Genomic DNA, 23,415 nt, shown 5'->3' with positions numbered 1-23,415 from the left:
GCGTATTGCTACAATTTGTTGCACAAACTTCGCCCTAAACGGCCAGCCATCGAACAATTTGCGCGCTTTTTCGCTTTTCCAGCGGCGAGCCAGCCGCTATCATAGGCGGCTCTTTTGACACACCAATATTCAAGACCTGATCCCGCGGGAGGGCGAGTTGCCCACGGAATTGCCAAGCAGCTTTGCCATAGGCCCCTACCAAATCGGGGCGCCAGTGATCCTGGCACCGATGGCCGGCGTTACCGATCGCCCTTTCCGCAAACTGTGCCGCGAGCTCGGCGCGGGGCTTGTGGTTTCTGAAATGGTGACCTCGGACACCAGCCTGTGGAACAGCCGAAAATCCAGAATGCGGCTTGATCACAGCGGTGAAGCCGGACCCATTTCGGTGCAGATCGCTGGTGGCGACCCGGAGATGATGGCCGATGCCGCGCGCGCGAATGTCGAGCGCGGCGCGCAAATCATCGACATCAATATGGGCTGTCCGGCAAAAAAGGTGTGCAAGAAAGCGGCGGGCTCTGCCCTGCTGCGCGACGAAAAACTGGTCGCCGATATTCTGGAAGCGGTGGTTTCATCCGTCTCAGTACCAGTAACGCTGAAAATTCGTACTGGCTGGTGTCCGGATTCCCGTAACGGTGTGACGGTGGCCAAAATGGCCGAGGATCTCGGTATTACTGCCTTGGCAGTTCACGGACGCACCCGCGCCTGTGGCTACCATGGTCAGGCCGAATTCGATACCATTGCCGAGATTGCGTCTGCAGTGAAGATTCCTGTCTTTGCCAACGGCGACATTACCGGCGCGGAGAAGGCCCGCAAGGTGTTGGACTACACCGGCGCTGCTGCTGTCATGATTGGCCGTGCGGCTCAGGGACGTCCATGGATTTTTCGGGAAATCGCCCACTACCTGGCAACAGGGGAGCGGTTACCGGAGCCCTCACTGGATGAAGTCAGGAACATATTGATCACTCACCTGAGTGAATTGCACCGTTTCTACGGTGAGGTTATGGGGGTACGTATCGCCCGTAAACATGTGGGTTGGTACGTGAAAACGCTCGCTGACAGCGAGAACTTTCGCAAGACCTTTAACCAATTGGATTGCGCAGAAGCACAACATGCCAGCGTTCGTGAGTGGTTTGAACGCCGAATAACTAGAGGGGCAAAAGCGGCATGAATAACGAAGCACTGATTCCGGATGCCAGTGATGTGGCATCCACCGGGGGCCAGACTCAACTTCAACAACCGCAGCAGCAGTCGCTGCGCGACGCGGTTGAACAGGCGATGGAAAACTACTTCCGTCACCTGGACGGTCAGATGGTGACCGATGTGTACGATATGGTGCTGTCCGAGATCGAAGCGCCGATGCTGGAAGTGGTAATGAAGCACACCCGCCACAACCAGACCCGCGCTGCACAGCTGCTGGGCCTCAACCGGGGTACCCTGCGCAAGAAGCTCAAGCGCTACGGCCTGCTGTAAGGCGGCCAACCGCCGCGGACAGTGACGTCCCAGGCGGTAAAAATTCGACGAGGGGGGATGGGCTCAGCCTATCCCCCCTCGCTATTTTCTGTTTAGGATGAAATGAATCACCCCTGATCCATTTCATCATCGCCGGCCTCTGGCCGCGGCGGCACATCCATGTGCCGCTTTAATGACTGCTCTTTACACATCTGAATGGACGATGCGATATGACTGACAAGGTGGCCGTTCGCCGCGCGCTGATCAGCGTTTCCGACAAGACCGGCATTGTGGAATTTGCCCGCGAACTCTCCTCCATGGGCGTGGAGATCCTTTCCACCGGCGGTACCTTCCGCCAGCTCGGCGAAGCCGGCATCCCGGTAGTCGAAGTTTCCGACTACACCGGTTTCCCGGAAATGATGGACGGACGGGTAAAAACCCTGCACCCGAAAGTGCACGGCGGTATCCTCGGTCGCCGCGGCACCGACGACGCGGTTATGGATGAGCACGGCATCAAGCCCATCGACATGGTTGTGGTCAACCTTTACCCGTTCAAGGCCACCGTTGCCGACCCTAACTGCGACCTGCCGACCGCCATCGAAAACATCGACATCGGCGGCCCCACCATGGTCCGCTCTGCGGCCAAGAATCACAAAGACGTCGCCATCGTGGTCAACACCCACAGCTACGACACCGTGATCGAGGAAATGAAAGCCAACGAAGGTCAGCTGGGTTACGCAACCCGTTACGACCTGATGGTGCAGGCGTTCGAACACACTGCCCAGTACGACGGCATGATCGCCAACCACTTCGGCGCACGTAACACCAACAACGAAGCCCGCGCGTTCCCGAACACCTTCAACGTGCAGTTCGAAAAAGCCCAGGACATGCGCTACGGCGAGAACCCCCACCAGCAGGCGGCGTTCTACGTTGAAGCCGACGCCGAAGAGGCCTCCGTCTCCACCGCGCGCCAGCTGCAGGGCAAGGAGCTGTCCTTCAACAATGTTGCCGACACCGACGCCGCACTGGAAACCGTCAAACTGTTCGACGAGCCGGCCTGCGTCATCGTCAAGCACGCCAACCCCTGTGGCGTCGCCGTTGCTGCAGACATCAAGACCGCTTACGAACTGGCCTTCGCCACCGACCCGGAATCCGCGTTCGGCGGCATCATCGCCTTCAACCGCGAGCTGGATGCCGAAACCGCCCAGCTGATCGTCGACAAGCAGTTCTCCGAAGTCATCATCGCGCCCAAGGTCTCCGCCGCCGCGGCAGAAGCCGTATCCGCGAAGAAGAACGTACGCCTGCTGGAGTGCGGTGAATGGAGCGCAGAGCGCCCCGCCGCGTTCGACTACAAGCGCGTCACCGGCGGCCTGCTGGTGCAGGAAAAAGACAACGGCATGGTTGCCAAGGAAGACCTCAAAGTGGTCACCAAGGCTCAGCCATCCGACGAGCAGCTGGACGAACTGCTGTTCGCGTGGAAAGTCGCCAAAATGGTCAAATCCAACGCCATCATCTACGCCAAAGACGGCCGCACCATCGGTGTTGGCGCCGGCCAGATGAGCCGCGTCAACTCCGCCCGCATCGCCGCCATCAAGGCCGAGCACGCCGGCCTAGAAGTGAAAGGCGCAGTGATGGCCTCTGATGCTTTCTTCCCCTTCCGCGACGGCATCGACAACGCCGCCAAGGTAGGCATCAGCGCCGTGATCCAGCCCGGCGGCTCCATGCGCGACGACGAAGTCATCGCTGCTGCGGACGAGCACGGCATGGCCATGGTGTTTACCGGCATGCGTCACTTCCGTCACTAATCAACGTCTGTGCGCGCCGAGTACCACTAAACTCGGAAGCGCAGGGCCGGATACCGGGGCCCATTCGCGAGACTGTCGAAAAGAGGGACCTTTTCGACAAGCCCCCAGGGATGGGTTTACGGCGTGTCTCGCGAATGGACCCCGGTATCTGGCCCGCCACGGAGCTGGCAAATATCTACCCTGCCATCACTCCGTCACCTGCCCGACAAGTTAAGAATGCTAAACTAGCCCACCTAAATAACAGGCACGGGGAAACTCAAGAATGAATATCCTGGTAATCGGCTCTGGTGGCCGTGAACACGCACTGGCCTGGAAGGCCGCCCAAAACCCCGCCGTAGACACCGTCTTCGTCGCCCCCGGTAACGCCGGCACCGCCCGCGAGCCGAAGCTCCAGAACGTCAACATCGGCGTCGACAACTTCTCCGCCCTCTCCGACCTCGTCGAAGAAAAAGGTATCGACCTCACCATCGTCGGCCCGGAAGCCCCGCTGGTTGACGGCATCGTCGACTACTTCAACAGCCGCGGCCACAACATCTTCGGCCCGGAAAAAGCTGCCGCCCAGCTCGAAGGCTCCAAAGCCTTCACCAAAGACTTCCTCGAGCGTCACGCCATCCCCACCGCCGACTACCGGAACTTCACCGAAGTTGAGCCGGCGATCGCCTACCTGCGCGAAAAAGGCGCCCCCATCGTGGTCAAGGCCGATGGCCTCGCCGCTGGTAAAGGCGTCATCGTCGCCGAAACCGTAGAGCAGGCAGAACTGGCCGTGCGCGACATGCTCAGCGGCAACGCCTTCGGCGAAGCCGGCTGCCGCGTGGTCATCGAAGAATTCCTCACCGGCGAAGAAGCCAGCTTCATCGTCATGGTGGACGGCGAAAACATCCTGCCCATGGCTACCAGCCAGGACCACAAGCGCGTCGGCGATGGCGACACCGGCCCCAACACCGGCGGCATGGGTGCCTATTCCCCGGCACCGGTGGTGACCCCGGACGTGTACGAGCGGGTGATGAAAGAAGTCATCGAGCCCACCGTCAAAGGCCTCGCCTCCGAGGGCATGCCCTACACCGGCTTCCTCTACGCCGGCCTGATGATCAATGAAGAAGGTGCGCCCAAGGTCATCGAGTACAACTGCCGTTTCGGCGACCCCGAAACCCAGCCCATCATGATGCGCCTCAAGTCCGACCTGGTGGAGCTGTGCATGGCCGCGGTCGAGAAACGCCTCGACCAGGTCGAAGTGGAGTGGGACTCGCGCCCGTCGCTGGGTGTGGTGCTCGCCGCACACGGCTACCCGGGCAGCTACCGCAAGGGCGATCCCATCTCCGGCCTCGACAAGGCCGACAGTGAAAACGCCAAGATCTTCCACGCCGGCACCGCGCTGGACGGCGAGCGCGTCGTCACCAGCGGCGGCCGCGTACTCTGTGCCACCGCACTGGGTGACACGGTGGCGGAAGCCAAGGAAAATGCCTACGAATGCGCCCGCAAGATCCACTGGGACGGTGTCTTCTTCCGCAAGGATATCGGTTACCGCGCGGTGGAGCGGGAGCAGTCTGAAGAGGCCTGATTGGCCTTTTCCTGTCTGGCTAAATACGGAGCACACTGATGAGCAGTCAACGCCAGTTATCCGGTCTGGACCGCCTGCTGCTGCAGGCGGACCGCGCCCTGCGTACCCTGAGCCCGGGCTCACCCTGTCACGAGCGCCCGTCTCCCGCCAAGTCGGCAGACGAGGCGAACCTGTCGGACGCAGAGCGCCGCCACGCGGCGGGGCTGATGCGCGTGAATCACAGTGGTGAAGTCTGCGCCCAGGCGCTGTATCAGGGGCAGGCCCTGACCGCCAAGCTGCCGCAGGTACGTGCAGAGATGGAGCATGCGGCGGATGAGGAGATTGATCATCTGGCCTGGTGCGAACAGCGTCTGCAGGAACTGGACAGCCGTCCCAGCCTGCTGAACCCGCTGTGGTACGGACTCTCGTTCGGCATCGGTGCCACTGCGGGCAAGATCTCCGACAAGGTCAGCCTGGGCTTTGTCGCGGCCACGGAAGAACAGGTGTGCAAGCACCTGGAGAGCCACTTGCAGAAACTGCCCGCTCAGGACGACAAGAGCCGTGCGGTGGTGGAGCAGATGCTGGTAGATGAAGCGAAACATCAACACGCGGCACTGGATGCCGGCGGTGCGCGCTTCCCGCGCCCGGTTAAGGGGCTGATGACGCTGGTATCGAAAGCGATGACTTCGGTGAGCTACCGGCTGTAAGCGGCCGCCTCTGTAAAGAGAATAAAAAAGGGGAGCCACTGGCTCCCCTTTTTTATGAATTGCTCGCAAGCCTTCAGGCTTCTTCAATCCGGTAGGTATGCACGATTTCTACACCAGCCTTGCCGAGCATAATAGAAGCCGAACAGTACTTCTCAGCCGACAGTTCCACCGCCTTGGCCACGTGCTTCTCTTTGATGTCCCGCCCGCGCACCACGAATTCCATCTCGATCTTCTCGAAAGGTGCTGGCACCGCATCCGGGCGGTGACCCTTGAGTTCTACATGGCAGCTCACCACGTCCTGACGGGTCTTCTGCAGAATACCCACCACATCGTAAGAGGCGCAGCCACCCACACCCAGCAGGATCATCTCCATCGGACGGATGCCATTGTTCTTCTGGCCTCCCTCCATCACTACCGAGTTACCACTGCCGGATTCGCCCACAAACGTGACCCCATTGACCCAGGTCACCTGACCCTGCATAACGCCTGCCATGGAACATTCTCCTTCATAATTGACGCGGCCCGGGAGCTTATCACAAGGGAGCGCGATATCTGCAGCAGGGAAATTTACAAATCCGCCCCAGCCCGCAACCATCAATAAGTAAGCCTTCACTAACAGCGGTTGTCAGCGCTGTCCACAACCGCTATAAACAACACCCTATCCGAGTCCTTCGCAAACAGTGGCCCAGATCACATTGCGAAGCATTGCTGCGCTCTGCCCCTGTCGGCACCGGTGTTTTAGCGGGATAATCGTCCTCTTACCCGGGATCAGGCACAAAAATTCTAGAAAAAGGAGTAGATCCGTGACGGTCGCTACCGAAGAAACCCTTTCTACTGGCAACATCGAAGACTTCCTCGCCCATTGCCACCGCCGCCGCTACCCGGCAAAGAGCACCATCATCTATGCCGGCGACCGCTGCGAGTCCCTGTACTTCATCATGCGCGGCTCGGTAACCGTGCTAATCGAGGATGACGAAGGGCGTGAAATGATCGTCGCCTATCTTAACGACGGCGACTTCTTCGGTGAGATGGGCCTGTTTGACCAGGACACCCGCAGTGCCTGGGTGCGCACCAAGACCGAGTGTGAGGTAGCGGAGATCTCCTACACCAAATTCCAGGAACTGACCCGTCAGCATCCGGAATTCCTGTTCAACCTGGCCACCCAGATGGCCGTGCGCTTGCGCAACACCACCCGTAAAGTCGGTGACCTGGCGTTCCTGGACGTCACCGGCCGCGTTGCCCGCACCCTGCTCGACCTGTGCAACGAGCCGGATGCCATGACCCACCCGGAAGGCATGCAGATCAAGATCACCCGCCAGGAAATCGGCCGTATTGTTGGCTGCTCCCGCGAGATGGTTGGCCGGGTACTGAAGACCCTGGAAGAGCAGGGACTGGTATCCGTCAAAGGCAAAACCATGGTTGTTTACGGCACCCGCTAGGCGGCACCGTTTATTCCGCTCCCCGAAAGGCGATCCATCTGGATCGCCTTTTTTATTTCCCCTCCCGGCTACTGCGCAATAGCCCCCCTGCAGCACCATAAAGACGCACAAAACCACCACCTTTTAGACGCATGCACCAACCGAAGGCGCACATGCAAAATTATCCCCTGCCTGAACCCCTTAATTAGCGATTTATTCTCTTCGACACTGGTACCGTGATTGCAGATATCACTAATAAACAAAAAACAGTCTTAGGGAGCAATCATGCGTCACAGCAGCCGATCCAAAGTCCTGACCCAGTCCAATCTCGCCATCGCCATCTCCCTCGCCGCAATATCCTCGGGGCAGTCCGCCCTGGCCGAGGACGGCAAGGCCGAGAGCGAAAACAAACCGGTTTTTGAAGAGGTGGTCGTCACCGGTTCGCGGCGCGAAGAAAACGTGATGGATATCCCCATTAACATCTCGGCCGTGGGCGGTGAAAAAATCGAGGACCTGCGCCTCGACAGTATTTCCAAGATTGCCTACTACACCCCCGGCCTGACCGTGGTGGACCGGGGCCCTCGGGATGAAGTACCGGATATGATGGTGCGCGGCCTGAACACCGGTGGCCTGGGCCCGGGCTTCAGCAGCAGTACGGTTGCCATGTACCTGGGCGATATCCCCCTGCAGGTGGACCTCAAGCCGGTCGACCTCGAGCGCGTGGAAGTACTCATTGGCCCCCAGGGTACCCTTTACGGCCAGGGCACCATGGGCGGTGCCATCCGCTATATCCCGGCGAAGGCAGATCCCTCCGGGTTCAGTGCCAAATTCCGCGGTAGCGCCAGCAGTAACAGCGAAAGCTCCGGCCTCGGTCAGGAATACGGCGCCACCCTGAACTTCGCCATCACCGATACCCTCGCCATTCGGGTGAATGCGGACAGTGTCCAGGATCCGGGCTTCATCGACTACAACTACGTGGTGCGCGAATCCGGCATCTCCGACCCGGAACCAGATTTCAATAATCCCGAGGAAGTCGCCGCAAACCTGCGCCGCGCCAAAGATGCCAATGGCGAAGACACCACCTCTGCGCGAATCAATGTGCGCTGGCTCGCCAACGACTGGCTGGAAGCCAACCTGTGGCACTACTACCAGGACACCAAGGCCGAAGGCCGTCAGTTGGCCCACCAGCTCTCCTTCGGTACCGGGCCTTACGAGTCGGGTATGCGCTACGAGGAACCCAACCACTACACCAACAAGCTCACCAGCCTGGAGTTGATCGGCGATCTGGGCTTTGCCCAGGCCACCATGGTGTATGGCCAGTCCGAGTACGAAGAGCTGGGCCAGCGCGACCAGACCGACCTGCTGCTGGACCTGGATTACGGCTACGATTCTTTCCCCTCCTTCTCCGCCTATACCCGGGAGGAAGTAAAGGATCAATCCGATACCTTTGAACTGCGCATGTCTTCCCAGCACGAAGGCCCGTTCAAGTGGGTAGCGGGATACTTCCAGAACAAGTACGTTTCCGACGCCATCAGTGAGGAATTCACCCCCTACTTTGACCAGTTTGTTGTGGACAACTGGGACGGTGTGCAATTGCGTCCAGACAGCCTGGAATATATCCAGCTCACCGATATCGACGAGAAGGAGTCGGCCTTCTACGGCGAGCTGACCTACAACATCACCGATACCCTGGCGGTAACCGGCGGCTACCGGCGCTACAAGTTTGAAACCGACATTACCGGTGGTTTCGGGCTGCCATTATTTGAAACGGTATTCCTTGGCGAACCGCAGGACGCCATTAACGTGGATCTCGGTCGCAACCAGGGTGAAGATGACGGTGACCTGCTCAAGTTCAACGTGGCGTGGGATGCAGTTGATAACGGCATGGTCTATTTCACCTACTCACAGGGTTACCGCAACGGCGGCGTGAACTCGGTTCCTCAATGTACCGCCGAGCAAATTGCCAGTGACAACCAGCAGCTATGCGCACTCCCCGACGAAGTGTTGATCAACCCGGATCAGATCGATAACTACGAAATCGGCTACAAGGGCCTGGTTGGCGATCGCTTGTCGGTGAGCACCGCGCTCTACTATATCGACTGGACCGACCTGCAGGTTGCGACCACTACCGCTAACGGCTCACTGCCGATCACCGGTAACGGCAGTGCCGCGGTGAGCCAGGGCTTCGAACTTCAGGGTAGCTGGTTGATTACCGACAATCTGGATCTGGCCCTCACCTACGCCTATACCGATGCGGAACTGACCGAAGACGCACCCGGGCTGGTCGGCCCCTTCGACGTCTATGCGGGAGCGCGCCTGCCCGGCCATGCGCAACACCAGGGATCGCTTAATCTGAATTACACGACTACGGTGATGGGCGGCTACGATCTCGACCTGAATTACGGCCTGGTATTCGCCAGTGATGTCTACAACATGGTGGGCGGACCGGAAGATCCGCTTTATATCGTCGAAGAGGATGGCAGCATCACCGCAGGTGACCGCGGTGGCGAAGCCATCCCGGGATACGCCGTACATCACCTGTCCGCCACGCTGGCCATGAACAACTGGACGGTACAGGCCTTTGCCGACAACCTGTGGGACAAGTACTACATCACCGGTACCCGCACCAGCCGCCGCAACCTGGAGGATGAAAACAACGGTCCGGGCATCGGGTGGGGCAACGGCTTTACCCAGCGCTCTTACGGCCAGTACGTGGGTACCCCGCGCACGATCGGTGCCAGATTCACCTACAGCTTCTGATTCGGCGCACTCACACAAAGCCGGTCTGGGATACACTGTCCCGGACCGGCTTTTTTATTTGGCCCTGAATTTATGCAGACACCGACAATAAAGCAGCTGCATGCTGCCGCAACGCAAGCGCTCAACCGCGGCGATATGCGCAGCCTGCACCAGTGCTGCCGCGAGATTTTGCAGCGGGAGCCCGGGCACAGCGATGCCTGGTTCCTTATCAGTATTGCCACTGCCGCCGCCGGACAGTTAAACAAAGCTCTGGAAATGATCGAGCGTGCCCTGCAGAAAGCGCCGCGCAACGAAGAATACCTGAGCCAGAAAGCGCGTTACTGCGCACAGCTGAATCGGTACGCGCCAGCAATTCAGGCAGCAGATGCGGCCATGGCAGAAAAGCCGCAGCGGGCGCTGATTCTCGATACCCTGGGCGTGGTCTACGCCAAATTCGATGAACACAACAAAGCCATTACCCCGCTGCGACAGGCCGTTGCGCTGTCACCGGACAATGCCCAGTTTCAGTTCAACCTGGGATCTACCGAGCAGTTCCTCGGCAACCAGGAGGCCGCTCGCAACGCCTACAGGAAATCCATCGAATTAAAACCAGACTTCGCGCGCGCTCGCTGGGCTCTGTCGGAGCTGGAAAAAAACACGCGCAATAGCGACAAGCGCGATACATTGCAGAGCGCGCTGGAGAAACCCGGGCTGAGTGCCGAGGACCAGCTCTACCTGAGTCACGCCCTGGCCAGGCATTACGAACAAGGCGGACTATACCGCGATGCATTTTCTGTTCTTGCCGAGGCGAAAAGCCGCTACCGGCAAAAATCGGGTTACACCTTTGCGCAGGATGCCGAACTTTTTTCATCCATAAAATCGGCCTTTCCAGTAGATACCGCAGGCGAATCAGAGAATGATCTCGGGGCGGAGTCTGTCTTTATCCTCGGCATGCCCCGCTCCGGAACCACACTGGTGGAGCAAATTATTGCCAGCCACTCGCAGGTGGCGACACTGGGAGAACTGCACGAGTTTCCGCTGATCATCAAGCAACATTCAGCCACCTCCAGCCCGCAGGCACTTTCCCCGGAAGTGGTATCCGCAGCATTGCGCAGCGCACCCGAAGAAATAGCAAAAGACTACATAGAACGCTGCCGGGAAAGGGGACAAAACAGTGCCCGAAGTATTGACAAGCTGCCGATGAATTTCCTCTATATCGGGTTTATTTTACGCAGCCTGCCAAGAGCCAAAATAGTGACCCTCGAGCGACACCCGCTGGACGTCTGCCTGAGTAACTACCGCCAGCTGTTCTCTTTCAATTTCCGCTATTACCACTACCACTACAGCCTCAGCGATACTGCACGCTATATCTGCGCATACCAGGATTTAATGGCGCACTGGAAATCGATATTCGGCGACAGAATTTACACCGTGAACTATGAAGGGCTCACCGAAAATCCGGAACGGGAATCCCGGGAAATGATGCAATATCTCGACCTTCCCTGGGAGCATGGCTGCCTGAACTTTTACCGTTCTGAAAATGCGGTCTCCACGGCCAGCAGTGTTCAGGTAAGACAACCGATCTACCGGGATGCGGTCGAGCGGTGGAAAAAATACGAAAAGGAACTGGCTCCGGCCATCGAGATATTCAGCCGGGCAGGAATGATCTAGCGGGAACCGCCCCGCTCCAACGGGAGGCTGACATGGAGGGAACCGCCGAATTCGACACTAGAATTGGCGGGTCAACTTGAGGTAGTTCCATGCAGAAGCATTTGGGAGCTGCTCGACTCGTCAGTGGTATTTCGTTATTCGCCATAACAATACTTCTGCTGCTCGCCGCCTGTAGCAAGCCGGAGTCAATCAGTGAAGCCACCCCTCGTGAGCCAGCTCCATTCTCCAACTACACAGAGACAGGCGACCTGGACAACATCAGAAAGCACGGTGTTATCCGCTTTGTAAATCTTTCCGGCCCAAGGCAGGACCTGCTCCCCCGGGATAGTATCGTCACCCTGCGAAGCCTTGACCTAGCCAATAAGCTGGCTGAAAAACTGGGGCTGGAGGCCGTCTGGCTGCGCGCGGACACGCCCCAGCAGGCGATAGAAATGGTGCACGCGGGTGAGGCGGATATTGCCGCCTACACCCTCACCGACAACCAGGCCCGCCGAGTCCTTGTCGACTTCACCGTGCCGTTGATGCAGGCCCGCCACAAACTGGTGACCAGCGTGGAAGGGCCGGACATCAGCGATCCATCAAAATTGAAAAATGTGGAACTGCTTGCCCAGGCGGGTTCAAACTATGTGGAAACCGCGGAGCGCCTGCGCGCGGAATACCCGCAGGCAAACCTGAGCATCCTGCAACCCGTGGTATACGAGGACCGCGATGCCCTCGTCGATCTGTTGAACGAGAAAAACAACCGGGTCGCGATCCTGGATAACTATATTGCAGACAACATGCATAGCTACCGGGATGATGTGCGTATCGGAGCCGAAGTATCCCCCAGTGAAAATATTGCCTGGGCGGTGCGCAAGGACTCAAAAAAATTACTCACCACGGTAAACAACTTCCTCACCCGAAACCTGGTCGAAGCACCGGATAACCGGATTGCCGACTGGCACGCCATCAAGGAATCCGGCGTGGTCCGCTTCCTGACCTACAACCGCCCTTCCGTGTATTACCTCTGGAAAGGGGTGCTGATGGGTTTTGACTACGATCTCGCCATGGCCTTTGCCGAACAACACGGGCTACAACTACAGATTATCGTGGTTCCCTACAGTGAGACTTTGATTGATTGGCTGAAAGCCGGGCGGGGAGATTTTGCCGGGGCGGTTAAAAATATTACCCAGGAGCGCATCGACCAGGGCATTACCTTTACCACCTCCTACCGGGAAACCCCGGAACAGGTGGTGAGCAACAGGCAGAAACCCGCAATAAACCAGGTGCAAGACCTGGCCGGACGCAAGCTGACGCTGCGCGCCTTCTCGCCTTTCATTACCACGGCTAATGCGATTAAAAACAGTGGCATTGATGTGACGGTGGAGGTGGCGGCACCGGAGGTTTCCATGGCGGAAATCATCAACAAGATTGCCGCCGGTGAGCTGGATGCCACCATCGTCGATACCGATGATGTCTTGATGGCCGCCTCTCTGCAGCCAGAGCTGTTGCCGGGAACGATGGTCAGTGACCCGAGACGTCAGGGTTGGATGCTGATGCCACAGAACCGCGAGCTGAAGAAAAAACTCGATAAGTTCATCGTCAAATACCGCAAGAGCGAACAGTACCAGCAGAAAATTGCCGCTTACTTTGAACCCAACAAACGCTTTACCCAACGGGTTGCGGCGCGGGTCGTACCCGGGCAGGACCTGTCACCCTACGACAAACTGGTAAAAGGGGAATCGCTGGTTTACAACTTCGACTGGCGGCTGGTGGTCGCGCAGATGTGGCAGGAGAGTAACTTCAACCCCAAGGCAATCTCGCCGGTTGGTGCGCAGGGCCTGATGCAGGTCATGCCGATGACCGGGGAAGAAATGGGATACCCGCCACCGCTGTTTGAGCCGGAGCGGAATATTCGGGCCGGCGTCAAATACCTCAACTGGATTCGCGATCGCCTTGAACCCACACTGCCCGCAGTGGACAGGCTCTGGTTCACCCTCGCTTCCTACAATGCCGGTTACGGCCACCTACTGGATGCCCGCAGGCTGGCCAAGGAACTCGGCCTGAATCCAGACACATGGTTTGGCAATGTTGAGGTGGCAATGCTGAAACTGGCAGAGCCGAAATACTTCAACAATGCCCGCTATGGCTACGTGCGCGGCACGGAACCCGTGCAGTATGTACGCAAAATCAGCCACCTGTACCGCGCCTATACCCACGTCGCGGGTGCCGAGCCCACGCATCTGCTGCGTTTTATTCCCAGCCCATCGGACGACTGATACAGGACGCTCAGCCGCGCTTCCCTGCGCGGCGTTGCGCTGGTTACCCTTCGGTCGGCTTTAGTCCGCGACGGACCAGCAGTGCGTCAGTGGTTGGCTCCTTGCCGCGGAACTTGACGTAAGACTCCATGGGCGCGCGGGAGTTACCCACTTCCAGGATGTTCTTGCGGTACAGGTCGCCGTTCTTGCGAGTCAGGCCACCGCGCTCACGCAGGTAGGCAAAAGCATCCGCAGCCAGGATCTCACTCCACATATAGGCGTAGTAACCGGCGGAGTAGCCGCCGCCGATGGAGTGGGCAAAGTAGGTGGATTTGTAACGGGGCGGTACCGCGGCCAGATCTACACCGTGCTTGGCCAGGGCCTGGGCTTCAAATTTTTCCACATCCTGTTGCTCGGCGTCGGCGGGCAGGGAATGCCATTCCATATCCAGCAAAGCGGCAGACATGTACTCCAGCGTGTCGAAGCCCATGTTGAAGTTCTTTGCCTTCAACACTTTTGCCAACAGCTCGTCGGGGATGGCCTCACCGGTTTTGTAGTGATACGCGTAGTTCGCCAGCACTTCGGGGTGACTCGCCCAATCCTCTTCAAACGTGGACGGGAACTCAACGAAGTCGCGGGATACGGCGGTACCCGCCAGGCTCGGGTAATGCACCTTGGAGAGCATACCGTGCAGGCCGTGTCCCAGTTCGTGGAACATGGTGGTGACGTGGTCGAAGCTGACCAGGGTCGCCTCACCCTCGGGGCCTTTGGGGATGTTCATCACGTTGACGACCACCGGCTTTTGCTCCAGCAGCTCTGACTGGCCGACGAAGGAACTCATCCAGGCACCGCCGCGCTTCCCTTCACGCGCGAAGTAGTCCGCGTAGAAAATTGCCAGGCTCTCACCGTCGTGATCGAACAGTTCAAATGCCTGAACATCCGGGTGGTATACCGGCAGGTCCGGACGGGGCTTGAAGGTGATGCCGTACAGACGGTTCATGGTGTAGAACAGGCCGTCGTTCAGTACGCGGTTAAATTCGAAGTACTCGCGCACCTCGCTTTCATCCAGCTCGTATTTCTCCTGGCGCACTTTTTCTGCGTAGTAGGCCCAGTCCCAGGGCTGCACATCGAAGTCACCCCCTTCGCGCTCGATCAGTGCCTGGATATCAGCCTGCTCGGCTTTGGTGTTTTTCACCACCGCCGGCACCATGGAGTTCAGCATACTCAGGACGTTTTCCGGCTTTTCTGCCATGGTGCCGGTCAGCTGGTACTCGGCCCAGTTGTCAAAGCCCAGCAAGTCCGCTTTCTGTGCACGAATCTGCACCAGGCGCTTGACCAGCGGGCGGTTGTCCAGCTCGCCGGAGGTACCGCGGTAGGCGGAAGCTTCCCAGATACGCTGGCGCAGTTCGCGATTCTTCAGAGAGGCGAGCACCGGCTGACGGGTGGTATTGGTGATGCTGATCAGGTATTTGCCTTCGTGGCCCGCATCCGCAGCGGCCTCTGCGGCGGCTTTGATCTTGCTCTCAGACAGCCCGTCCAGCTCGCTCTTGTCGTCGACAATCACGGCGATGTCTTTGCTGAGCTTCAGCAGGTTCTGACTGAACTGGGTTGTGAGCTTGGAGTGCTCTTCATTCAGCGCGCGCAGGGTCACTTTCTGCTCCGCTGAGAGCTTGGCCCCTGCCTTGACGAAGTTATCGTAGACGTCTTCCAGCAGGCGCGCGGATTCCGCATCCAGCTCTTCCTCAACACGCTGGTTGTAGAGCTTCTCCACGCGGGCAAACAGGTCCGCATTCAGGTAAATACTGTCGGAGTGCGCCGCCAGCTGCGGGGCCAGCTTGCTCTGCAGTTCACGGCGGGCTTCATTACTGTCGCTGCCAACCAGGTTGAAGAAGATGCGCGATACACGGGTCAGCAACGCGCCAGACTGCTCCATAGCCACAATGGTGTTGTTGAAGCTGGCCGGTTCCGGGTTTTCTACGATCGCCTGGATTTCCTGCAGGTGCTCGCGCATTCCCTGTTCGAAGGCCGGGGCAAAGTGACCGTCCTTGATTTGGCCGAAATCCGGGGCTTGGTATTGCAGGGTGCTGGGGCTAAGCAGCGGATTCTCCTGCGCAGCAGGGGCGGTATGATCGCCAGCCACCTGGGACTTCTCTACTTCAGATGCCTGCACAGACTTGGAATCCGGCTTGGGCGCCTCGGAACAGGCGGCAACAGCCACAATGGCTACCGCGAGCAGGGATTTGCGCATGTCATTCTCCGATGAGTGTGTCTGGTATCGGCGCCAATGGTTTGCACCGGGTTTGCGGGCAAGCGCTCCCCCCTCTGCAGATATCGGCACCAGCTAAGATGTCTAACGCGCCAATATATCATTTCATGGATGACTGGGAATTCACCCACCTGTGGTTCATCCCGGTGGTACAACCACTCATCCCATTGACCTGCCGCTACCGGTGCAAGATCCACACCGGCACACTGCTAACCGGCAACTTCACCGATATATTCGCCGAGAAAATCCAGCAGCATGCTGACCTTGGGCGAGAGATGCCGGTTGTGCGGGTAGATACCCCAGATACCGTCATCCTGCTCCCGGTAGTGCTCCAGCAGCGACACCAGCTGCCCACCCTGCAGGTATTCATCCACGTAGTAATCCGGCAACTGTACGATGCCGATGCCCTTCACCGCCGCATCCACCAGCGCGCGGCCGCTGTTGCAACGGAAGCTGCCACTCACCCGGATATTGCGCGAGCGCCCCTGTTCGCGGAAACGCCAGTAGTCGAGGGTACCCGGCAGACAATTGTGTCGCGCCAGCTCCGACAGGCTGTGGGGTTCACCGTGGGAAGACAGGTAGTGCGGGGAGGCGCAGACATACAGGGTGCGCGAGCCCAGCCGCCGCGCCATCATGCTGGAATCCGTCAGCTGTCCCAGGCGGATGGCGAGATCGTAGCCCTCCGCCACCAGGTCCAGCTTCTGGTTAGTCAGTTCCATCTCCACCTGCAGCTCCGGATACTGCAGGGCAAAATCAGTCACCAGTGGCGCCAGGGTGGTCTCCCCATAGGTGACCGGCGCCGTCAGCCGCAGCCTGCCCCGGGGTACCTGCTGCAGATCGGTCACCGCGCGCTCGGCCTCCGCCAGCCCGTCCAGTACCTGGCGACAGTGCTGGTAATACACCGTGCCCACTTCCGTGACCGACACCTTGCGGGTAGTCCGATACAGCAGCCTGGTGGACAGCCTCGCCTCCAGTGCGCTCACCTGCCGGCTCACCTGGGCGGTGGAGATACCCAGCTTGCGCGCGGCACCGGTAAAGCTGCCGGCCTCGGCCACGGCGACAAACTCGCTCACGCCTTCCCAGCTACCCATGCCAGTTACCCATGCTCACTATACGGTCACCTCACTCACCGATCATCCCGCGTTCAAGAAACCCATTATTACAAATATGCAAAAATGAATTTCAATTCTCACGGATTATAATCGAAACGGAAATAGATAAACTGCGCTCCTTAAGACGGCAGAACGCCGCCTGTAAAGAACAGGAGTCCGCAATGACCGAGACCATCAAGTCCAGAGCAGCCGTGGCCTGGGGCCCGGGTAAACCGCTGACCATCGAAGAAGTGGACGTTATGCCGCCGCAGGCTGGCGAGGTGCGCATCCGCGTGATCGCTTCCGGCGTGTGCCACACCGATGCGTTTACCCTGTCCGGGGACGACCCGGAAGGTATCTTCCCCGCCATCCTCGGCCACGAGGGCGGCGGTATCGTCGAGTCAGTGGGCGAAGGCGTGACCAGTGTTGCGGTGGGCGACCACGTGATCCCCCTGTACACCCCGGAATGCGGCGAGTGCAAATTCTGTACATCCGGCAAAACCAACCTGTGCGGCAAGATCCGCGAGACCCAGGGCAAGGGCCTGATGCCAGACGGCACCACCCGTTTCTCCAGGAACGGCGAGCCCATCTACCACTACATGGGCTGCTCCACCTTCTCTGAGTACACAGTGCTTCCGGAAATTTCCCTGGCCAAGGTCAACAAGGACGCACCGCTGGAAGAGGTCTGCCTGCTGGGCTGTGGTGTCACTACCGGTATGGGTGCGGTCATGAATACCGCCAAGGTAGAGGAAGGCGCGACCGTGGCCATCTTCGGTCTCGGCGGTATCGGCCTGTCTGCAGTGATCGGCGCGGCCATGGCCAAGGCAGGGCGCATCATTGCCATCGACATCAACGAGAGCAAGTTCGACCTCGCCCGTCAGCTGGGTGCCACCGACTGTATCAACCCGAAAAACTTCGACAAGCCGATCCAGGAAGTGATCGTCGAGCTGACCGATGGCGGTGTGGACTACTCCTTCGAGTGCATTGGCAACGTAGACGTGATGCGCTCCGCGCTGGAGTGCTGTCACAAGGGCTGGGGTGAATCCATCATCATCGGTGTCGCCGGTGCCGGTCAGGAGATCTCCACCCGTCCGTTCCAGCTGGTCACCGGCCGGGTCTGGAAAGGCACTGCCTTCGGCGGCGTGAAAGGACGCTCCGAACTGCCGGACTACGTCGAGCGCTACCTGGCGGGCGAGTTCAAACTGAACGATTTCATCACCCACACCATGGGTCTGGATGCGATCAACAGCGCCTTCGACCTGATGCACAGCGGTGAAAGCATCCGCTCCGTGATCCATTTCGACCAGTGAGTGCAGGCTCACGGCTGAACGTTGGCCAGGGCCAGCACGCACAAAAAAGCCGGGCAAAGCCCGGCTTTTTTAATTTGCGAACATCGCGCTGGACTGCACAACTCAGTTGAACAGCTCCATCAGGCGACGCCCCGGCTCCTGATCGCGCATAAACGCCTCTCCCACCAGGAAAGTATCCACATTGTGACCGCGCATCGCCGCCACATCGTCGGTGGTGTGGATGCCACTTTCGGTGACCACGATACGGTCATCGGGAATCAGGTCCAGCAACTTGAAGGTGGTTTCCAGCTGCACCTCAAAATTGTGCAGGTTGCGGTTGTTGATACCGATCAGACGGTTGGGTAGCTTCAGCGCGCGCTCCAGCTCCTGGCGATCGTGCACTTCCACCAGTACATCCAATCCCAGCTCCAGCGCCAGGTCATTCAGGCTGGTGAGCTGCGCATCGTCCAGGCAGGCGGCAATCAGCAGGATGCAGTCGGCACCGATGGCGCGCGCTTCGTACACCTGGTAGGGATCGACGATAAAATCCTTGCGGATCACTGGCAGACGCACCGAATTGCGTGCCTGCTGCAGATACTCGTCGGCACCCTGGAAAAAATCCACATCGGTCAGCACCGACAGACAGGCAGCACCCCCTTTTTCGTAACTGGTGGCGATTTCCGCAGGAATAAAATCTTCCCGAATGACGCCCTTGCTGGGGGATGCCTTCTTGATTTCGGCAATCACCGCCGCCTCACCGGCGTCGCGCTTGGCTTCGATGGCCTTTACAAAACCGCGGCAGGGAGGCTGCTGCAGGGCGCGCTGCTGCATTTCATCCTGGCTGACCAGCTGCTTGCGCTCGGCCACTTCTTCCCATTTGCGCTCGACGATGGTCTTCAGAATTGTTGGCGTATTCATTACTTCACTCTTTGAATGCGCTGGTAAAGGCGGCCAGCTCGTTGATCTTTTCTCCGGCGAGACCGCTATAGATGGCGTCCTGCGCCATGCTCACCCCTTCCGCCCGACTCGCAGCCACCCCGCTCACGTAGATGGCCATGCCGGCATTCATGGCAATGATATCAGCTGCCTTGTCCCCTGCGGCGGTTTCGCGCTTGCCCAGGGCATCGCGGATCAGAGCCAGAGACTGGTCAGAACCCTCTACACATAGGCCGTCGAGGCTCTGGCGCTCGATACCGAAATCTTCCGGCGCGATGGTGACCTTCTTCAACTCACCATTCTTCAGCTCCCAGCCACGGGTATCCGCGGCGAGACTGATTTCGTCCAGACCGTCGTCGCTGTGCAGTACAAGCACATGCTCAGAACCCAGTGTCTGCAGCACTTCCGCCAGCATACGGCAGTAGTGGGGATCGAATACACCGATCACCTGGCGCTTTACCCCAGCGGGATTGGTCAGCGGACCCAGCAGATTGAATATGGTGCGCAGTCCCAATGCCTTGCGCGGGCCAATGGCGTGGCGCATGGCACTGTGATAACTGGGGGCGAACATAAAACCTACCCCGACACCGTCGATACAGCGGGCAACCTGCTCCGGGGTGAGCGGCAGATAGATACCGGCCTTCTCCAGCAGGTCGGCCGCGCCGGAAGACGACGACACGGAGCGATTGCCGTGCTTGGCCACACGCGCGCCTGCGGCGGCGGCGACGAAACTGGATGCACTGGAGACATTGAACAGGTTGGCACCGTCACCGCCAGTGCCGACAATATCCACCGTGTTGGTCAGATCCACATCGACCTTGGTGGCCAGTTCGCGCATCACTTCCACCGCACCGGTGATTTCCTCAACGGACTCACCGGCCATACGCAGCGCTACCAGAAATGCACCAATCTGCGCATCATCCGCTTCCCCGCGCATGATCTGGCCCATGGCCCCGCGCATTTCTTCGCGGGTGAGATGTTCACCTTCGACCAGTTTGGCAATGGCCTGCTGGATATTCATTATTCTTCCCCTTCCCTAAGCTTAGTTTCCTGGGGTTCGCAATTTCTCCGGTACTCAAAGCTAAGGGGCTGATACCGGGATCCGTTTGCGAGACCTTCTAAAACAGGGATGTTTTAGAAGAGCCCCCATGGACGGGTTCACGGCGTGTCTCGCAAACGGATCCCGGTAGCAGCACCGCCACCAGACCATCCACGGAGCACACCAACTAAAACCTCAAGACTCCAAAAAGTTCCGCAACATATCGTGCCCGTGCTGAGTCAGGATCGACTCCGGGTGGAACTGCACCCCCTCCACCGGCAACTCGCGGTGACGCAACCCCATGATCTCATCGATCTCGCCGTCAGCGTTTTCGGTCCAGGCGGTGATTTCCAGACAATCCGGCAGACTGCCCTTGTCCACCACCAACGAGTGGTAACGGGTCGCCTCGAACGGGTTCGACAGGCCGTGAAACACCCCCAGGTTATTGTGAATAATCGGCGAAGTCTTGCCGTGCATTACCTCACCGGCACGCACCACACGACCGCCGAACACCTGGCCAATACTCTGGTGGCCGAGACAGATTCCAAGGATCGGCACCTTGCCCGCGTAAGCGCGAATGGTATCCATGGAAATACCCGCCTCATTCGGCGTACAGGGACCCGGAGAAATCACGATTTTTTCCGGGTTCAGCTGTTCGATATCCGCAACGGCAATTTCATCGTTGCGCTTCACCACGACGTCTGCCCCCAACTCCGCAAGGTACTGCACGATGTTGAAGGTAAAAGAGTCGTAGTTATCGATCATCAGGATCATGATTCGGTTCCTTTATCCTGTGTCGCCTCACCCAGTCGTTTCTGCAGACGGGCAAGGGAGTCCTGGGTTGCGCGTAGTTCGCGCAGAATTTCAGTCTGGCTCGGCGGCATCGCCAGCTCATCCAGACGGCGCAGCTTGGCCTCTTCCAGATTGTTCAGTACCACCCCGATAAACAGGTTGATCATCACAAACGCGCCCATCACCACAAAGCTGATGAAGTAAATCCACGCGTAAGGCATCGCATCCATCGCGGTGTACATGATGTCCGTCCAGTCCTCAAAGGTGACGATACGGAACAGGCTCAACAGCGCGATGGGCAAAGAACGCCAGTGCGTCGGGTCAATCTCGTGGAACAGAAAATATCCGGCCACCCCGTAGATGTAAAAAATAATTCCCATCAGCAAGCTGATATGAAACATGCTCGGCAGGCTTCTGAGCAGCGTATCCACCAGCAGGCGCAGTTCCGGGAAAGCCGACACCAGGCGCAGCACCCGCAATACGCGCACCAGTCGCGCCAGCGTTGCCATGGGGCCCGCCGCCGGGATCAGGCTAAGTACGATGATGGAGAAATCAAAGCAGTTCCAACCATTGGCAAAGTAACGCCACGGGCGGTTGCCGTGGGCGATAATCTTGATCGCGGCCTCCACCATGAACGCGCCGAGAATCAGCTGGTTGATCTCATGCAGGCCGCCGCTGAACCGCTCCAGCACCCAGGTGGAGGTTTCCAGGCCCACCACCACGGCATTTATCGAGATCAGGGCAATGATGACCTGATTGAATATCGGCGCATCGACCAGGCGGCGGCACTGCTCAGCAAAACTGCTTTTCTGTCCTACTGAAATTTCACTACTCATCGGTTTAACTGCTTCCAATGGCTCAAAACAATTTGGTTATTTGCCGGTGGCGATGGCCACGGCGCGGAACAGTGCCCGCGCCTTGTTCATGGTTTCATCCCACTCGGATTGCGGATCGGAATCCGCCACCAGGCCGGCACCGGCCTGTACATAAACTTTCTCGTTCTTGATGACCGCCGTGCGAATGGCAATCGCGGTATCCATATTCCCGTTCCACGCCAGATAGCCCACGGCACCGCCATATACACCGCGCTTTTCCGGCTCCAGCTCGTCGATGATTTCCATCGCGCGAATTTTCGGCGCGCCGGACAGGGTGCCCGCCGGGTGCGCCGCGCGCAGGGCGTCGATGGCGGTTAATTCCGGGCGGATCCTGCCGGTTACATTGGACACGATGTGCATCACGTGGGAGTACCGCTCCACCACCATTTTATCGGTGACGCGGACACTGCCGGTTTCCGCCACCCGGCCCACGTCATTGCGGCCCAGGTCGATCAGCATCAGGTGCTCGGCCACCTCTTTCGGGTCGGCCAGCAGATCTTTTTCCAGTGCCTGGTCCTGTTCCTCGGTGGCGCCGCGACGGCGCGTGCCGGCAATCGGGCGCACGGTCATATCGCCGTCTTCCAGGTGCACCAGGATCTCCGGACTGGACCCGACTACCTGGTGGTCACCGAGATCGAGGAAGTACATGTAGGGAGACGGGTTGAGGCTGCGCAGGGCGCGGTAGAGGTTGAGCGGCGGTACCGTAAACGGCGCGGACAGGCGCTGCGAGGGCACCACCTGCATCACGTCACCGGCGAGGATGTAATCCTTGACCTTGTGCACGCCCTGCTTGAATGCCTCCTCGCCGAAATGGGAGGTGAATTCCTCCTCCGCGGTGTGGTCGCCGTCGATTCCCAGGGGTTCTACCGCGGCGAGCGGCTGCGACAACTGCCCTACCAGTTCGTCCAGACGGCGCTGGGCCGCGGCAAACGCATCTTCCTGCTCCGGGTCGGCGTGCACGATAAAAATTACCGCACCGGCGAGGTTGTCGAATACCACCACTTCGTCGCTGACCATCAACAGGATATCCGGATTGCCGAGGGTATCCGGTGGGCAGCTGTGGGCCAGCTTGGGTTCGATATAGCGTACACAGTCGTAACCGAAGTAGCCCACGAGACCGCCGTTAAATCGCGGCAGGCCTTCGATTTCCGGCACTTTGTAGCGCCCCTGGAATTCCTCGACGAAGGCCAGGGGATCCTCAACCTCGGCCTGCTCGACAATCTTGCCATCGCGCTCGACCGTTACCTCATGACCGGTCACCCTCAAGACGGTGCGCGCGGGCAACCCGATAATGGAGTAGCGCCCCCACTTTTCCCCGCCCTGTACCGATTCAAACAGGTAGCTGTAGCGGCCACCGTCGCGGGCGGCGAGCTTCATGTAGGTGGTGAGCGGGGTTTCGATATCTGCCAGTACGCGGCGGACGACCGGTATGCGGTTGTATCCTGCAGACGCAAGCTGGGTGTATTCGCTGGGGGTCATGGCGACTCCGGGTCTATGCAATGCTTAATTTTTTGTAATGGGGCCTGGATTTCGCTTCTGTTGTGGAATCCTACCCGCGGGAAAG

Annotated in this window: 18 protein-coding genes; 10 read left to right on the top strand and 8 right to left on the bottom strand. The window is 58.9% G+C overall.

Annotation, left to right across the window (positions count from 1 at the left end; genetic code table 11):
- The first annotated feature begins 157 nt into the window (after positions 1-157).
- The 5 genes from dusB to coq7 all read left to right on the top strand — a co-directional run bounded on the left by dusB (position 158) and on the right by coq7 (position 5,498).
- The gene (gene dusB / locus HUW35_RS08720) at positions 158-1,168 is read left to right on the top strand and encodes a tRNA dihydrouridine synthase DusB (RefSeq protein ID WP_181255181.1); all 1,011 of its coding nucleotides are present in this window, start codon (positions 158-160) and stop codon (positions 1,166-1,168) included.
- A complete protein-coding gene (gene fis, locus HUW35_RS08715) occupies positions 1,165-1,470 on the top strand; it encodes a DNA-binding transcriptional regulator Fis (protein ID WP_143735464.1) in 306 nt (101 codons plus the stop codon). The genes dusB and fis overlap by 4 nt, the downstream gene beginning before the upstream one ends.
- 209 nt (positions 1,471-1,679) lie before the next feature.
- Positions 1,680-3,254 carry a bifunctional phosphoribosylaminoimidazolecarboxamide formyltransferase/IMP cyclohydrolase gene (purH, locus tag HUW35_RS08710; protein ID WP_181255180.1) on the top strand — a complete coding sequence of 525 codons (1,575 nt, stop codon included), beginning with the start codon at positions 1,680-1,682 and terminating at the stop codon, positions 3,252-3,254.
- Between the two features lie 262 nt (positions 3,255-3,516).
- Complete coding sequence (gene purD, locus HUW35_RS08705) at positions 3,517-4,812, top strand: phosphoribosylamine--glycine ligase (protein ID WP_181255179.1); 1,296 nt, start codon at positions 3,517-3,519, stop codon at positions 4,810-4,812.
- A gap of 38 nt (positions 4,813-4,850) precedes the next feature.
- Positions 4,851-5,498, top strand: a complete 648-nt coding sequence (gene coq7, locus HUW35_RS08700) for a 2-polyprenyl-3-methyl-6-methoxy-1,4-benzoquinone monooxygenase (RefSeq protein ID WP_181255178.1) — start codon at positions 4,851-4,853, stop codon at positions 5,496-5,498.
- A gap of 73 nt (positions 5,499-5,571) precedes the next feature.
- Here the strand turns inward: coq7 and HUW35_RS08695 are convergent, their stop codons facing one another.
- Positions 5,572-5,979 carry an OsmC family protein gene (locus HUW35_RS08695; RefSeq protein WP_181255622.1) on the bottom strand — a complete coding sequence of 136 codons (408 nt, stop codon included), beginning with the start codon at positions 5,977-5,979 and terminating at the stop codon, positions 5,572-5,574.
- A 322-nt stretch (positions 5,980-6,301) separates the two neighbouring features.
- Here HUW35_RS08695 and crp point away from each other — a divergent pair, with 322 nt between their 5' ends.
- The 4 genes from crp (at position 6,302) to HUW35_RS08675 (ending at position 13,584) form a co-directional block, all read left to right on the top strand.
- Positions 6,302-6,937 carry a cAMP-activated global transcriptional regulator CRP gene (crp, locus tag HUW35_RS08690; protein WP_078083318.1) on the top strand — a complete coding sequence of 212 codons (636 nt, stop codon included), beginning with the start codon at positions 6,302-6,304 and terminating at the stop codon, positions 6,935-6,937.
- 264 nt (positions 6,938-7,201) lie between these two features.
- Positions 7,202-9,676, top strand: a complete 2,475-nt coding sequence (locus HUW35_RS08685) for a TonB-dependent receptor (RefSeq protein WP_181255177.1) — start codon at positions 7,202-7,204, stop codon at positions 9,674-9,676.
- A 72-nt stretch (positions 9,677-9,748) separates the two neighbouring features.
- Positions 9,749-11,326 (top strand): sulfotransferase, encoded by a 1,578-nt coding sequence (locus HUW35_RS08680; protein ID WP_181255176.1) that lies wholly within the window; start codon positions 9,749-9,751, stop codon positions 11,324-11,326.
- Positions 11,327-11,415: 89 nt separating this feature from the next.
- Positions 11,416-13,584 (top strand): transporter substrate-binding domain-containing protein, encoded by a 2,169-nt coding sequence (locus HUW35_RS08675; protein WP_181255175.1) that lies wholly within the window; start codon positions 11,416-11,418, stop codon positions 13,582-13,584.
- A gap of 43 nt (positions 13,585-13,627) precedes the next feature.
- Here the strand turns inward: HUW35_RS08675 and HUW35_RS08670 are convergent, their stop codons facing one another.
- Both HUW35_RS08670 and HUW35_RS08665 read right to left on the bottom strand, forming a co-directional pair.
- Complete coding sequence (locus tag HUW35_RS08670) at positions 13,628-15,811, bottom strand: M3 family metallopeptidase (RefSeq protein WP_181255174.1); 2,184 nt, start codon at positions 15,809-15,811, stop codon at positions 13,628-13,630.
- Positions 15,812-16,038: 227 nt separating this feature from the next.
- Complete coding sequence (locus HUW35_RS08665) at positions 16,039-16,920, bottom strand: LysR substrate-binding domain-containing protein (protein ID WP_181255173.1); 882 nt, start codon at positions 16,918-16,920, stop codon at positions 16,039-16,041.
- A gap of 182 nt (positions 16,921-17,102) precedes the next feature.
- On the opposite strand from HUW35_RS08665, the gene HUW35_RS08660 reads away from it, so the two are divergent.
- Positions 17,103-18,230 (top strand): S-(hydroxymethyl)glutathione dehydrogenase/class III alcohol dehydrogenase, encoded by a 1,128-nt coding sequence (locus tag HUW35_RS08660; RefSeq protein ID WP_219932672.1) that lies wholly within the window; start codon positions 17,103-17,105, stop codon positions 18,228-18,230.
- 102 nt (positions 18,231-18,332) lie between these two features.
- On the opposite strand, the gene trpC is transcribed toward HUW35_RS08660, so the two are convergent.
- The 5 genes from trpC to trpE all read right to left on the bottom strand — a co-directional run bounded on the left by trpC (position 18,333) and on the right by trpE (position 23,330).
- A complete protein-coding gene (gene trpC / locus HUW35_RS08655; protein WP_181255172.1) occupies positions 18,333-19,127 on the bottom strand; it encodes an indole-3-glycerol phosphate synthase TrpC in 795 nt (264 codons plus the stop codon).
- A gap of 4 nt (positions 19,128-19,131) precedes the next feature.
- Entirely contained in the window at positions 19,132-20,166 is a 1,035-nt protein-coding gene (trpD, locus tag HUW35_RS08650; protein WP_181255171.1) for an anthranilate phosphoribosyltransferase, read from the bottom strand.
- A gap of 213 nt (positions 20,167-20,379) precedes the next feature.
- Positions 20,380-20,958, bottom strand: a complete 579-nt coding sequence (locus tag HUW35_RS08645) for an aminodeoxychorismate/anthranilate synthase component II (protein ID WP_181255170.1) — start codon at positions 20,956-20,958, stop codon at positions 20,380-20,382.
- The gene (locus HUW35_RS08640) at positions 20,955-21,812 is read right to left on the bottom strand and encodes an ion transporter (protein WP_181255169.1); all 858 of its coding nucleotides are present in this window, start codon (positions 21,810-21,812) and stop codon (positions 20,955-20,957) included. The genes HUW35_RS08645 and HUW35_RS08640 overlap by 4 nt, the downstream gene beginning before the upstream one ends.
- A 36-nt stretch (positions 21,813-21,848) precedes the next feature.
- Complete coding sequence (gene trpE, locus HUW35_RS08635) at positions 21,849-23,330, bottom strand: anthranilate synthase component I (RefSeq protein ID WP_181255168.1); 1,482 nt, start codon at positions 23,328-23,330, stop codon at positions 21,849-21,851.
- Between the last annotated feature and the right edge of the window lie 85 nt (positions 23,331-23,415).

The sequence above is a fragment of the Microbulbifer sp. YPW1 genome, assembly GCF_013367775.1.
Classification (GTDB): domain Bacteria; phylum Pseudomonadota; class Gammaproteobacteria; order Pseudomonadales; family Cellvibrionaceae; genus Microbulbifer.
This window is presented reverse-complemented; position numbering and strand designations above follow the sequence as displayed.